Here is a 12,390-nt window from a genome sequence, read left to right as displayed (position 1 = left end):
TAAAAGGGATTATAATAAGGTTAAGCCAAGTCTTAGTACCAGGTTATAAGATCGGGTAGTAAGAGTGGCACAGGCTCTGATTAAAAGGAGGTACCTCATATGAGTTCACAAGGTACTGCAGACGCGGTCCACCGGCATCAACAGCTGGGACTTAGCGATGGTGAAGTATTGGATATGTACAAATACATGCTGCTCGCGCGCAAGTTTGACGAGCGTTGCTTGCTCTTGCAACGGGCTGGCAAAATTAACTTTCACGTATCCGGTGTAGGACAGGAAGCTGCGCAAGTAGGCGCTGCTTTTGGTCTGGATCGGGATCACGATTATTATTTACCTTATTACCGGGATTACGGCTTTGTACTGGCGGTAGGCATGACTCCGCGTGAGTTGATGTTGTCCGCTTTTGCGAAGGCAGAAGATCCGAATAGTGGCGGTCGGCAAATGCCCGGTCACTTCGGTCACAAAAAGCTGCGGATTGTGACGGGTTCCAGCCCGGTTACAACACAGGTTCCGCATGCCGTTGGATTTGCGCTGGCTGCCAAAATGAAGAAGCAAGAATTTGTTTCTTTTGTTACCTTTGGCGAAGGATCAAGCAATCAGGGTGACTTCCATGAGGGAGCTAACTTTGCAGGTGTGCATAAATTGCCTGTCATTATTATGTGTGAGAACAATCAATATGCAATTTCGGTACCGATTCACAAACAGTTGAGCGGCAAAATATCCGATCGAGCACAAGGATACGGGTTCCCCGGACTGCGTGTAGATGGTAACGATGCATTAGAAGTATATGCTGCAGTGAAGGAAGCGCGTCGCCGTGCTATAGCTGGAGAAGGCCCAACACTGATTGAAGCGATGATGTATCGGTTGTCACCTCATTCCACCTCCGATAATGATCTGGCTTACCGGACCAAAGAGGAAGTTGAGGAGAACTGGAAGAAAGATGGCGTTCCTCGCATGAAGAACTATTTAATCGATTGCGGCATCTGGGACGAAGCCCGGGATGCGGATCTGGCTTCCCAGCTTGCGATGGAAATGAAAGAAGCAACTGAATATGCAGACAACGCGCCATATCCTAAACCTGAGGACACTCTGACGCACGTTTATGCGGACAGCGAAGAAGGGGGACGGTAAGTATGGCAGTGATGGAATATATTGATGCAATCCGTCTCGCGATGAAAGAAGAGATGGAACGGGATGAGAATGTGTTTATCCTTGGTGAAGACGTAGGTCTCAAAGGTGGTGTGTTTACCACAACTAAAGGGCTGCAAGATCAGTTTGGCGAAATGCGAGTGATGGACACACCTTTGTCTGAATCCGCTATTGCAGGTGTTGCCATTGGTGCAGCGATGTATGGCATGAAGCCAATTGCCGAAATGCAATATTCGGACTTCATGTTGCCGGCAACCAACCAGATCATTAGTGAAGCGGCCAAGATCCGCTATCGTTCCAACAATGACTGGAGCTGTCCGATTGTTATCCGCGCGCCGATTGGTGGCGGGATCTTCGGTGGGTTATATCACTCCCAATGTCCGGAATCGATTTTCTTTGGTACACCTGGTCTGAAGATTATAGCTCCCTACTCGGCATACGATGCCAAGGGACTGCTCAAGGCCGCTATTCGCGACCCGGACCCGGTTCTCTTTTTTGAAAATAAAAAATGCTACAAACTTATCAAGGAAGATGTGCCTGAAGATGATTACATCGTTCCGATTGGTAAAGCCAACGTACTTCGTGAAGGTGCGGATATTACGGTGATCGGTTACAGTCAGCCGCTGCATTTTGTAATGCAGGCTGCTGAGGAGCTGGAGCGCGAAGAAGGCATTACAGCACACGTTCTGGATTTGCGCACATTGCAACCGTTGGATCGTGAAGCGATTATTGCTTCGGCTCGTCTGACAGGCAAGGTGTTGATCGTACACGAAGATAACAAAACCGGTGGTGTAGGTGCCGAAGTTGCCGCGATTATTAGCGAGGAATGTCTGTTTGAACTGGATGCACCGATTCAGCGTCTCTGCGGACCTGACGTGCCGGCCATGCCAATTAGCCCAACATTGGAGAAATTCTACATGCTGAGCAAGGACAAAGCCAAAGCAGCAATGCGTACACTTGCGGAGTTTTAATTTCGCTTTTTGGATCGTTTAAAAGTAAAGTTTGGAGTGATAATCAAATGGCTGAACGTATGAAATGGATCGAGGTCATTATGCCGCAATTGGCGGAATCGCTGGTCTCGGCTACCATAGGTAAATGGTTGAAAAAACCGGGCGACCGTGTGGAACAGTACGAGCCGATCTGTGAAGTAATCACTGATAAAGTCAATGCCGAGATTCCATCCACTGTGGATGGAATTATGGGTGAGCTTTTGGTGGAAGAGGGCACAACGATTGCTGTTGGTGAAGCAATCTGCCGCATGCAGGTCGCAGCTTCTGACGAAGAAGCGGCTGAGCAAGTAACACAAGTATCGCAGCAACAGGAGCAAGTGCAGCAACATGTAAGCCATACTCCTGTTGCCGCCTCAAATACAGCAGCACATGACCCCAACCAGCCGATGCGTAATCGGTATTCCCCGGCAGTGCAATCCTTGGCAGCAGAGCATGGCTTGAACTTGCAAAGCATCCAAGGCACTGGAGCAGGTGGTCGTATTACCCGCAAAGATGTGCTGGCATTTGTTGCACAGGGAGGTAACGCGGCTGGATCGTCTGCACAATCATCATCTGCAGCAGTACAGCATACACCTTCTGGTGTGCCGTCTGCTTCTCCATTCAGCGGAGTGAATCGTGGAAATGGTGAAATGGGTTTAACCGCTGGAGAAGCGATCGCAGCGTCTGATGCAGGTGTTCCTGTGAGACATTCAGGCATTCATTTAACCGAAAGTCCGAAAATTCCACAGATCGAAGTGGAAGGTGGCGGCCAGGGAAGATCGGAGTATTTCATCGATGTTACCCCTGTGCGTAATGCCATTGCCCGGAATATGCGTCAAAGCGTATCGGAAATTCCGCATGCATGGACAATGATCGAAGTGGACGTAACAAATCTTGTGATGCTGCGCAATAAACTCAAGGATGAGTTCAAGCGTAAGGAAGGCATCAATCTGACATATCTGTCATTCATGATGAAGGGAGTCGTTAACGCGATTAAAGACTACCCAATCATGAACTCGGTATGGGCAGTGGACAAAATTATCGTCAAACGTGACATTAACCTGTCCATGGCGGTAGGAACCGAAGATTCCGTACTTACACCTGTAATCAAACATGCCGATCAGCGAAATATTGCAGGTCTGGCCCGTGAAGTGGATGAACTGGCTCGCAAAACACGTGAAGGTACGTTGAAGCTGGACCATATGCAAGGTGGTACGTTCACGGTGAACAACACAGGTTCATTTGGTTCGATCCTGTCCCAGCCAATCATTAACTATCCGCAGGCAGCGATTCTTACATTTGAGTCCATTGTCAAAAAACCAGTGGTTATTAATGATATGATCGCGGTTCGTTCGATGGCTAATCTCTGTCTGTCTCTGGATCACCGAATCCTGGATGGTGTAATCAGCGGACGTTTCTTGCAACGTGTTAAAGAAAACCTTGAAGGATATACCATGGAGACCAAGGTGTATTAAGTAAATAGTTGACAGGGAAGTGTATGTGCCGGAGGCCGTGCACTTTTCCTGCTGTCTACGGACAGGTGCTCAATTGTACACTGAACCTGAAGCAGAAGGGTGTGGGGAATCATGAGCAAGCCGCTGGATGTTGCATACATACCAATGCTTGATTATGAAGAGGCTTGGAACCGCCAGAAAGCGATTGTGCAGCGATTGGACGAGGGCGAGGGAGCAGAGCAGATGCTGCTTTTACAGCACCCGCCAACGTATACAATCGGTTCACAAAATCATCCGGAGCATCTGCTTCTCAGTCCGGAAGAGTTGCGTGAGCAAGGGATTTCTTTGTTTCAAATTGACCGTGGCGGTGATATTACTTATCATGGTCCGGGTCAGTTGGTAGGTTACCCGTTATTGGTTCTTGGTCGGGATGAAGACCTGGATCTGCACGGTTATTTACGGAAACTTGAGCAGGTACTTATAGATTATCTAGCAGACCAAGACATCCAAGCTGGACGCAAAGAGGGTTATACGGGTGTGTGGATTGGCGATATGAAGATTGCTGCAATCGGCATCAAGTTTAATCGTTGCAAACACCGCCGCGGTTTTGTGACCAGTCACGGGTTTGCTTTTAACATCAGTTCTGGCATTCAACATGCTGGTTTTCAGGGGATTGTTCCTTGTGGGATTGAGCAGTATGGCGTTACCTCACTGGAGGATATAACGGGCAAGTCCTATGCGGTGGAGCAGGTAGCGAAGGAGATTGTTCCGTACTTTAATCGTATTTTTCCATATCAAATTAATTGGGTCACAGAAAAAGAAGCCCTTCAACGTCTGTAAACAGTTCGTCGAAAGGCTTCAGGTTGCTATCCAAACAGCAACGGTTCGAGAGCTATGAAAAGGGTGGACCCGATCATGGCGATCAGCATGAGATAGATGATGATTTTGAACCATTTCTTTTTTTGCATGATGAGAGAACTCCTTTCAACATAAAGTAAACAAGCCATAGTAATTGTATTGTACCGTATCTACGAGAGGGAGGAAAGTCCTATGATTAAACAACAACGTGTTATCGATCAGTTCATGGAACTGGTACAGATTGATAGTGAAACTAAAAATGAACAGAACATCTCGAATGTGTTAAAAGAACAGTTTACAGATCTCGGGCTTCATGTCTATGAGGACGATACCATGGAGCAAACCGGACATGGCGCCGGAAACCTCGTCATTACCTGGGAAGCGGAAGGAACAGAGGGTGTTGCACCGATCTTTTTCACATGTCATATGGACACGGTTATGCCGGGACAGGGAATCAAGCCTGAACTGGGTGAAGACGGCTGGATTCGCAGTGATGGAACAACAATCCTGGGAGCAGATGACAAAGCAGGGATTGCGGCATTGTTCGAAGCGATTCGTGTGATTCAGGAAAACAAGATTGCTCATGGTAAAATTCAATTTGTCATTACGGTCGGCGAAGAGTCTGGGCTGGTGGGCGCACGTGCCATGAATCCGAAGGATATCGATGCCGAGTTCGGTTATGCGCTGGATTCTAATGGAGCTGTAGGTACGATCTGTGTTGCTGCACCAGCGAGAGCTGAAATTCAAATGAGCATCTATGGGAAGTCCGCACATGCGGGTGTGAACCCGGAAGACGGGATCAGCGCCATTCAGGTTGCAGCAAAAGCGATTGCAGCGATGACACTGGGCAGAATTGATGATGAGACGACAGCGAACATCGGTAAATTCCAGGGTGGATCAGCACTCAATGTGGTGTGTGACTTTGTACAGCTTGAAGCGGAAGCCCGCAGTATTGTGCAGGAGAAAGTTGAATTGCAGGTTGCACAGATGCGTGACGCGTTGGAAACGACTTGTCGCAAATACGGTGCAACAGCTGAATTCAGAAGTGAGATCCTTTACCCTGCATTTGGCTTCCATGATGAACACGAAGTTGTACAGCTTGCGCAGCGTGCCATTCGCGGTCTTGGGCTGGAGACAAGTACGTTTGCTTCCGGTGGCGGTAGTGATGCCAACATCTTTAACGGATTCGACATTCCAACAGTGAATCTGGCGGTAGGATATGAGGATATTCATACAACCAAAGAACGTATTCGTGCCGAAGACATTGTGAAGTTATCCCAGGTAGTCGTAGCTATTATTCAGGAAACGGCAGCTGACAAGAAATAATATAGAGCACATGTTACCTAATATGAAGTTCGTAGACAAAAGTCCGAACCCGGTTAGGGCGTGTCTGAAAACTCTGAAGGAAGCAGATTTTGCCGAATTTTCGTTCCAAGCCAGGAAGTTTTCCGCAGGCGTGCCGGGGCACGTCAAGGGAAAGTGACGCAGCAGGGGGCGAAAAGGCGGTAAAAGATGCACTTCAGCGAGTTTTGAGACACGCCCTAGTATCGGATTCGGACTTTTTGTAAATTCATGTTATATTTCAAGTGAGAAGACTCGTTAATTTAGGATCAAATTGAATCTATGGATGAATGGATCGATGACCCATTCATTTACGTCCAGCGAGCAGATCGATTAACTTGGCATCCGGGCCCCACTCGCGCAACCATTGTTTGAGTATGAGCTGTACTTGCCGGGCTTGTCCTACCACGTGTACGGATTGAGGCGTCATATAACTGTTCATCAAAATCCCCCCTGATTTGTTTATATTTGCTGTGAGACTTCTATACGCTCACCATATGCCCTAAATCAGAAATTTATACATTAACCGAATATATAAATTGAGCTAATCCTTTACACAAGAACGGAGAGGACAGAAATAACCAAGAGAAGCGGAGCGTTCGCCTAAAAGCTTTCTGAAAGAAAGCTGCATCGTAAGCATAAGCTATCACCAAATTTTATCTATTAGAGAAAGAAATCAAAAAAATCTGGGGATAACAGCGATCGAAGGGTTGTTCTGTCATCGGAGTGGTTAGTGTAAATATTTTTAGTCCATTTATATATAATCCAACGATATGGAGTTGAAGAACCAATGAAACCAAACCAATCTGCCCAATCCATCCATGCAGCTCAACCTGCCAATCCGAAGCTGGATGAAGTGACCCTATCCACCAAGCCAATCTTCGAGGGCAAAGTGATTTCACTTCAAGTCGATACCGTTAAACTACCGAATGGCCAGACGGCTACACGTGAGATAATCCGGCACCCTGGAGCGGTAGCTGTACTCGCTCTGAATGGGGATCGCATGCTTGTTGTGGATCAGTATCGTCAGGCAATGGGACGCACCGAAGTGGAGATTCCTGCGGGAAAACTGGACCCGGGAGAAGAGCCGGAAGTTGCCGCAGCACGTGAATTGCGAGAAGAGACGGGATATGTAGCCAAGTCGCTGCGTCATTTGCGTTCGTTTTACACGTCACCGGGGTTCGCAGATGAGATCATTCATCTATACATCGCTGAAGAGTTGGAAGCCGGGGATATGGCGCTGGACGAAGATGAATTCCTTGAAGTTGCCGAAATAACTCTGGAGGAAGCCTATGCACTTATGGACGAGAACCGGATTAGCGATGCCAAAACGATGATGGCCGTGTACGCGTGGGACCTTTACAGAACGACAGGACGGTTCTAGGCATGCAAGACCTACTGAAAACGTCCACGATGTGGGAGCCCTGTTATACAGACCTGCATATCCACATCGGACGAACCTCTCGCGGTGAGGCTGTTAAAATCAGTGGCAGTCGTGATCTGACATTTGAGAATATTGCCCGGGAAGCATCGGATCGCAAAGGAATTCATTTGCTTGGTGTTATTGATTGTCATTCTCCGGTTGTACAGATGGATATTAAACAATTGCTGGAGAGTGGTACCATGTCCGAGATTGAGGGCGGCGGTATTACCTACCAGGACACCACCATTCTGTTGGGTACAGAGATTGAGCTGCGCGAGCCTGGAATGCGTGAGTTCCATATGCTGGCGTATTTCCGTGATCTGAAAACGATGAAGTCCTTCACGGACTGGATGAAACGTTATATGAAAAATGTGAACCTCAGTTCTCAGCGTGTCTACGTGCCCGCTCTAGAGATGCAGTCTGAGATTAAGGCGCGTGGTGGACTAATTGTGCCCGCACATGTGTTTACACCGCACAAAGGCATCTATGGCAGTACTGCGCCCCGTATGAGCGATGTGCTGGATACTAGTCTCGTGGATGCGGTAGAGCTGGGGTTAAGCTCGGATTCATCCATGGCCAGTTATATTCGGGAATTGGATCATGTTCCGTTCCTGACCAATTCGGATGCCCACTCTCTCGGTAAGATTGGACGAGAGTATAATGAACTGCAAGTTGCTGCCCCTTCTTTTGATGAGTTCCGTATGGCACTCCAAGGAGAAGCAGGCAGAAGCATTGCTGCCAATTATGGACTTAATCCAAGGCTGGGCAAATATCATCGTACCTACTGTGCAGCATGTGGCAGTATTATGGACGAGCAAGCGATGTCAGCAGAGCGTTGTCCGCACTGTGGCAGCCTGAAGCTGGTTCAGGGAGTGCTGGACCGCATTCTGGCAATCTCTGATCGGGAGAGTCCTCATGTTCCTGCAAACAGACCGGCTTATCATTATCAGGTACCACTGGAGTTCATCCCGGGACTTGGCAAAGCCAAACTGCGCCAGCTACTGGACCATTTTGGTACGGAAATGAACGTACTTCATCGCACGCGTGAGGAAGAGCTTGCTGCGGTTGTTGGACCTGTGCTAGCAGGCTTAATTGTGGCTGCACGGAACGGACAACTGGAGCTGTCCTCCGGAGGTGGCGGCACGTACGGAAAGGTTACTGTTTAAGGAAAATCTTTAGATTAGATAAATTGAACTAAACATTTACGCAAAGCGGAGGAGACAGAAAGAACCTGAAGAAGCGGAGCTAAAAGCTTTCTGAAAGAAAGCTGCATCGGAAGCATATGCTTCGCCTTTATCCCCGTATTTCCCCTTTAAAAAGGAATGAAAAAAATCTGGGGATAACAGCGATCGAAAGGTTGTTCTGTCATCGTAGTGACCCGTGTAAATACTCCTAGGTTCAACTGATAAAGCTTCACTTCACGTAGGTCCAATCTGGACAAGAAGTCATACAGGTGCATTCCGGTTCATAAGAATGACTATGAGGATGTAACTGAGAATCCTTGCAGCATGATACCGGAAAGGGGACTCGTACCTGTATGCGCTCTTCCTACTTTACATTTAAAGGTCAGACTTCGTTATATGTATTCGTGGCCGTCTTGTTTCTGGTCGGCGTCATTTTTGGCGCGCTCATGGTCAACGCATTGTCTCTTGAGCAACGTCAGGATCTGGAGGGTTATCTCGGCAATTTCTTCATGACCGTGCAGCACAGTGCACAGGTAACAGAGACCGGGGCATATTGGGACATTGCCATGCTCCATCTGAAATGGGTGGGTCTGATCTTTATTCTGGGTTTATCCGTTGTTGGACTACCTGGTATACTGGTTCTGGATTTTTTGAAAGGTGTGCTCATTGGATTCACAGTGGGGTACCTTGTTGGACAGTATTCCTGGAAAGGGCTGCTGTTTGCACTGGTGTCCGTAGCGCCGCATAATCTATTTGTCATTCCGATCCTTTTGATCTGCAGTGTGGCAGCGATGACATTCTCGTTATACATCATTCGCAATCGTGTTTTGATGCAGCGGACACCTGGTCGACAAAGGCCTTTTGCTTCATATATAGTGTTAACTTTGGTTATGGCTGCACTGCTGCTCGGCGTGGCGTCTTTTGAAACATGGGTTACACCTGCGATGATGCGTTGGGTCACGCCAATGCTACTACCGGCCTAACGTGCACCGTATAGTGTAAAATGTTGACTTTAATTACGCACTCCCCCTATAATGAAAAGAGTGGGTTAAGTTGCAGTGTGCAGTGATTTCCTAGGGGGAGGGAGAAAATGGAAGCACGGATTGATAAAATTAAGCAGCAACTACAGTCCCAAGGATATAAATTAACGCCCCAGCGGGAAGCCACCTTAAGAGTACTTCTTGAGAATGAAGAAGATCATCTGAGCGCAGAAGATGTATTCATGCTCGTTAAAGAAAAGGCTCCCGAAATCGGTCTGGCAACCGTGTACCGTACCCTCGAACTGCTGAGTGAGCTGCATGTTGTAGAGAAAATCAACTTCGGCGACGGTGTAGCGCGTTATGATCTGCGCGGAGATACATCCAAGCATCACCATCATCACTTAATCTGTGTTCAATGCGGAAGTATGGATGAAATACGTGAAGACTGGCTTGGACCGCTTGAAGAGCGTTTGGAGCGGGAATTCAACTTTTCGGTAGTAGATCACCGACTGGACTTTCATGGAATTTGTTATCGTTGCAAAGCTAAAAATGAACAGAAACCCAAAGATGAAGAATAACATAGCATATCTTCAAGCTCTCACCGGCGGTTTTGACGGGAGAGCTTTTTTGGCACCGGACATGATCTGGAGTTTCGCCCGAATGGCATAAACCTGTGTTTATGGTCATACCCTGATTCAAGGACAATACCGGATTCGAATCAGGAGGGGACGCGCCCATGATTATATCAGTGCGGAGAGGGCTCCGTTTTATTCGATTTATTATATTTTTTGCTGCATTAGTTTATCTGTTCTATCATGTTCTGGATCTGTTTAATGGCTGGATCTCACCTGTGGATCAGTATCAGATGCCAACTGGCAATGCAATCAAAGTATTTCAGGAAACGGATTGGCCGGGTAATGGAGAAGGACGTCCTACGATGGCAGAGCGTCTCCGTTTGTTCTATTGGTACGGGGAGTAGCTTCAAACAGCCAGGGATGCAAATACGGGAGCAGTCTGCCAGAGCGGCAGATCTGTCAGTTGAGGAGCGTTGTACATGAAACAGACGATACATGCCTATGCCTTATACTTGGAAGATGATAAAGGGATGTCGAGCAGCACGCTTGAATCGTATCTCCGAGACGTGGACAAGTTCATTGAATTTGCTGATAAGGAATATGGCATACGCGAAGCCGATCAGGTCAGACGCACACATGTCGTCCTGTTTGCAGGTCAGCTCAAACAGGCAGGACGTGCCAATGCAACCATTGCCCGCAGCATCGTATCTCTGCGCTCCTACTTTCATTTTTTGATGCGGCGGGGTGATATTATACAGGACCCTACGTTTGATGTGGAAGCTCCCAAGGCGGACAAGACGCCACCACAGGTGTTAAGTATCCAGGAGATCGAACAACTGCTGACAGCGCCTGATATTCGTTCACCGCAGGGTGTGAGAGATCGAGCGATGCTTGAACTGTTATATGCTACAGGCATTCGGGTCTCGGAACTGATTGCCCTTGACATTCGGGATGTTCAGCCAGGCATGCGCTTTATACGATGCGGTGGGGCGGGCAAGGAACGCATCCTTCCCATCGGTGCACCAGCAGCACATTGGGCAAGTGTATATGTGGAGGAGTTCCGCAATAAGTTGCTCAAAACCGATTCGGACGAGCAGGCACTATTCGTGAATGTGTCTGGCAGACGATTAACCCGGCAGGGCTTCTGGAAGCTGCTCAAAAAAGCGGCGGTGGATGCGGGAATCTCGGAAGAAATTACGCCGCATACGCTGCGTCATTCCTTTGCGGCACACCTGATTGCCAATGGGGCGGATACACGTGCGGTTCAAGACATGCTGGGTCACGTGGAGCAGCCCGGACAACAATATGGCAATCATGGTCGCAAAACCATGAAAGAAATCTATGAAACTCATCATCCGAGGGCAAGATAGATTTTGACGCATGGCATTCACAAATAAATGCGGAACATTGGGCTGATTTAGGATAAAATAAATTGAATACATCCAAACGCCGTTATACATAAGACGGATCGTTTCAACTCAAGGAGGAACATACATCGCATGACAGCATTAAACCAACAAATGATTTCGGAAGCAGCATCTTATATTCAAAGCAAAAGCTCCATCAAGCCGGAAGTCGGTTTGATTTTGGGTTCGGGTCTTGGCGTACTGGCAGAACTGATTGAAGGTGGCGTAAGTATCGCTTATCAGGATATTCCACATTTTCCGGTGTCTACAGTAGAAGGACATGAAGGTGAACTTTTGGTCGGAACCATTAAAGGTCGTCCGGTCGTGATGATGAAAGGCCGTTTCCATATGTACGAAGGATATGGTCCGGAATTGACAGCTTTCCCGGTACGGGTTATGAAAGAACTGGGTGTAAGCAGCCTGCTTGTAACCAATGCTGCGGGTGGTGTGAATACGTCGTATGAAGCTGGAGACTTGATGTTGATCTCTGATCACTTAAATCTCACAGGCAAAAATCCACTGATCGGGCCAAATGACGCTGCACTGGGCGTGCGTTTCCCGGATCTGTCCGAAGCATATAGCCGCCGTTTGCGTGCGCTGGCGAAGGATACGGCCGCATCACAAGGTTTTAACGTACGTGAAGGGGTATACGCAGGTATGCTTGGTCCGAACTACGAGACACCAGCAGAGATCAGAATGCTGCGTGCATTGGGCGCAGACGCAGTGGGCATGTCCACTGTATCTGAAGTGATCGTCGCACGCCACGCAGGCCTGGAAGTACTCGGTATTTCCTGTATCAGCAACATGGCTGCCGGAATTCTGGACCAGCCACTGTCACATGATGAGGTGATGGACACAACGGAACGTGTGCGTGAGTCGTTCCTTGCGCTGGTAGTGGCAGTTATTCCACAAATGTAAGCAAGATTTGAGTAGAGAAGGTTACCTCTTTGGATGAGAAATCATCGGGGGGTAACCTTTTTTTTGTTGTGTTGAACGTACGGTTACTCATTCCTTGAGTGCAGTGCGTTTTTTTG

At 48.0% G+C, this 12,390-nt stretch carries 14 protein-coding genes; 12 read left to right on the top strand and 2 right to left on the bottom strand.

The window, feature by feature from the left end:
* The first annotated feature begins 99 nt into the window (after positions 1-99).
* From QVE09_RS11605 to lipB, 4 genes are all read left to right on the top strand, one after another.
* Positions 100-1,128, top strand: a complete 1,029-nt coding sequence (locus tag QVE09_RS11605) for a thiamine pyrophosphate-dependent dehydrogenase E1 component subunit alpha (protein ID WP_036607878.1) — start codon at positions 100-102, stop codon at positions 1,126-1,128.
* A gap of 2 nt (positions 1,129-1,130) precedes the next feature.
* The gene (locus QVE09_RS11600; protein ID WP_017687621.1) at positions 1,131-2,117 is read left to right on the top strand and encodes an alpha-ketoacid dehydrogenase subunit beta; all 987 of its coding nucleotides are present in this window, start codon (positions 1,131-1,133) and stop codon (positions 2,115-2,117) included.
* A gap of 47 nt (positions 2,118-2,164) precedes the next feature.
* A complete protein-coding gene (locus tag QVE09_RS11595; RefSeq protein WP_315936951.1) occupies positions 2,165-3,610 on the top strand; it encodes a dihydrolipoamide acetyltransferase family protein in 1,446 nt (481 codons plus the stop codon).
* 111 nt (positions 3,611-3,721) lie between these two features.
* Positions 3,722-4,429, top strand: coding sequence for a lipoyl(octanoyl) transferase LipB (gene lipB, locus QVE09_RS11590; protein ID WP_315936950.1), 708 nt, complete (start codon positions 3,722-3,724; stop codon positions 4,427-4,429).
* Between the two features lie 26 nt (positions 4,430-4,455).
* On the opposite strand, the gene prli42 is transcribed toward lipB, so the two are convergent.
* Positions 4,456-4,557: a stressosome-associated protein Prli42 gene (gene prli42 / locus QVE09_RS11585; protein WP_017687624.1), complete on the bottom strand. Its 102-nt coding sequence runs from the start codon at positions 4,555-4,557 to the stop codon at positions 4,456-4,458.
* Between the two features lie 82 nt (positions 4,558-4,639).
* On the opposite strand from prli42, the gene QVE09_RS11580 reads away from it, so the two are divergent.
* A complete protein-coding gene (locus tag QVE09_RS11580; RefSeq protein WP_315936949.1) occupies positions 4,640-5,773 on the top strand; it encodes a M20/M25/M40 family metallo-hydrolase in 1,134 nt (377 codons plus the stop codon).
* 322 nt (positions 5,774-6,095) lie between these two features.
* On the opposite strand, the gene QVE09_RS11575 is transcribed toward QVE09_RS11580, so the two are convergent.
* Positions 6,096-6,230, bottom strand: a complete 135-nt coding sequence (locus tag QVE09_RS11575; protein ID WP_017687626.1) for a Z-ring formation inhibitor MciZ — start codon at positions 6,228-6,230, stop codon at positions 6,096-6,098.
* 348 nt (positions 6,231-6,578) lie between these two features.
* Between QVE09_RS11575 and QVE09_RS11570 the strand changes: the two genes are divergently transcribed.
* The 7 genes from QVE09_RS11570 (at position 6,579) to QVE09_RS11540 (ending at position 12,274) form a co-directional block, all read left to right on the top strand.
* Positions 6,579-7,172 (top strand): NUDIX domain-containing protein, encoded by a 594-nt coding sequence (locus QVE09_RS11570; RefSeq protein ID WP_315936948.1) that lies wholly within the window; start codon positions 6,579-6,581, stop codon positions 7,170-7,172.
* 2 nt (positions 7,173-7,174) lie between these two features.
* Entirely contained in the window at positions 7,175-8,377 is a 1,203-nt protein-coding gene (locus QVE09_RS11565; RefSeq protein ID WP_315936947.1) for an endonuclease Q family protein, read from the top strand.
* A gap of 371 nt (positions 8,378-8,748) precedes the next feature.
* Positions 8,749-9,378, top strand: a complete 630-nt coding sequence (spoIIM, locus tag QVE09_RS11560) for a stage II sporulation protein M (protein ID WP_017687629.1) — start codon at positions 8,749-8,751, stop codon at positions 9,376-9,378.
* A 107-nt stretch (positions 9,379-9,485) separates the two neighbouring features.
* Positions 9,486-9,953 carry a ferric iron uptake transcriptional regulator gene (fur, locus tag QVE09_RS11555; protein WP_036607866.1) on the top strand — a complete coding sequence of 156 codons (468 nt, stop codon included), beginning with the start codon at positions 9,486-9,488 and terminating at the stop codon, positions 9,951-9,953.
* Between the two features lie 158 nt (positions 9,954-10,111).
* Positions 10,112-10,354, top strand: a complete 243-nt coding sequence (locus tag QVE09_RS11550) for a DUF4227 family protein (RefSeq protein WP_017687632.1) — start codon at positions 10,112-10,114, stop codon at positions 10,352-10,354.
* Positions 10,355-10,429: 75 nt separating this feature from the next.
* The gene (locus tag QVE09_RS11545; RefSeq protein ID WP_105599514.1) at positions 10,430-11,320 is read left to right on the top strand and encodes a tyrosine recombinase; all 891 of its coding nucleotides are present in this window, start codon (positions 10,430-10,432) and stop codon (positions 11,318-11,320) included.
* Positions 11,321-11,449: 129 nt separating this feature from the next.
* Positions 11,450-12,274, top strand: a complete 825-nt coding sequence (locus tag QVE09_RS11540) for a purine-nucleoside phosphorylase (RefSeq protein ID WP_315936946.1) — start codon at positions 11,450-11,452, stop codon at positions 12,272-12,274.
* Positions 12,275-12,390 lie beyond the last annotated feature (116 nt).

This window comes from Paenibacillus sp. ClWae2A (assembly GCF_032452295.1).
GTDB lineage: Bacteria > Bacillota > Bacilli > Paenibacillales > Paenibacillaceae > Paenibacillus.
The sequence above is the reverse complement of the archived record's forward strand: the minus strand, read 5'-3'. Positions and strand labels throughout refer to the sequence as shown.

Excerpts from the sequence above, each read along its gene's own strand:
- QVE09_RS11605 (WP_036607878.1), top strand. The coding sequence starts at position 100 with ATGAGTTCACAAGGTACTGCAGACGCGGTCCACCGGCATCAACAGCTG.
- QVE09_RS11600 (WP_017687621.1), top strand. The coding sequence starts at position 1,131 with ATGGCAGTGATGGAATATATTGATGCAATCCGTCTCGCGATGAAAGAA.
- QVE09_RS11595 (WP_315936951.1), top strand. The coding sequence starts at position 2,165 with ATGGCTGAACGTATGAAATGGATCGAGGTCATTATGCCGCAATTGGCG.
- lipB (WP_315936950.1), top strand. The coding sequence starts at position 3,722 with ATGAGCAAGCCGCTGGATGTTGCATACATACCAATGCTTGATTATGAA.
- prli42 (WP_017687624.1), bottom strand. The coding sequence starts at position 4,557 with ATGCAAAAAAAGAAATGGTTCAAAATCATCATCTATCTCATGCTGATC.
- QVE09_RS11580 (WP_315936949.1), top strand. The coding sequence starts at position 4,640 with ATGATTAAACAACAACGTGTTATCGATCAGTTCATGGAACTGGTACAG.
- QVE09_RS11575 (WP_017687626.1), bottom strand. The coding sequence starts at position 6,230 with ATGAACAGTTATATGACGCCTCAATCCGTACACGTGGTAGGACAAGCC.
- QVE09_RS11570 (WP_315936948.1), top strand. The coding sequence starts at position 6,579 with ATGAAACCAAACCAATCTGCCCAATCCATCCATGCAGCTCAACCTGCC.
- QVE09_RS11565 (WP_315936947.1), top strand. The coding sequence starts at position 7,175 with ATGCAAGACCTACTGAAAACGTCCACGATGTGGGAGCCCTGTTATACA.
- spoIIM (WP_017687629.1), top strand. The coding sequence starts at position 8,749 with ATGCGCTCTTCCTACTTTACATTTAAAGGTCAGACTTCGTTATATGTA.
- fur (WP_036607866.1), top strand. The coding sequence starts at position 9,486 with ATGGAAGCACGGATTGATAAAATTAAGCAGCAACTACAGTCCCAAGGA.
- QVE09_RS11550 (WP_017687632.1), top strand. The coding sequence starts at position 10,112 with ATGATTATATCAGTGCGGAGAGGGCTCCGTTTTATTCGATTTATTATA.
- QVE09_RS11545 (WP_105599514.1), top strand. The coding sequence starts at position 10,430 with ATGAAACAGACGATACATGCCTATGCCTTATACTTGGAAGATGATAAA.
- QVE09_RS11540 (WP_315936946.1), top strand. The coding sequence starts at position 11,450 with ATGACAGCATTAAACCAACAAATGATTTCGGAAGCAGCATCTTATATT.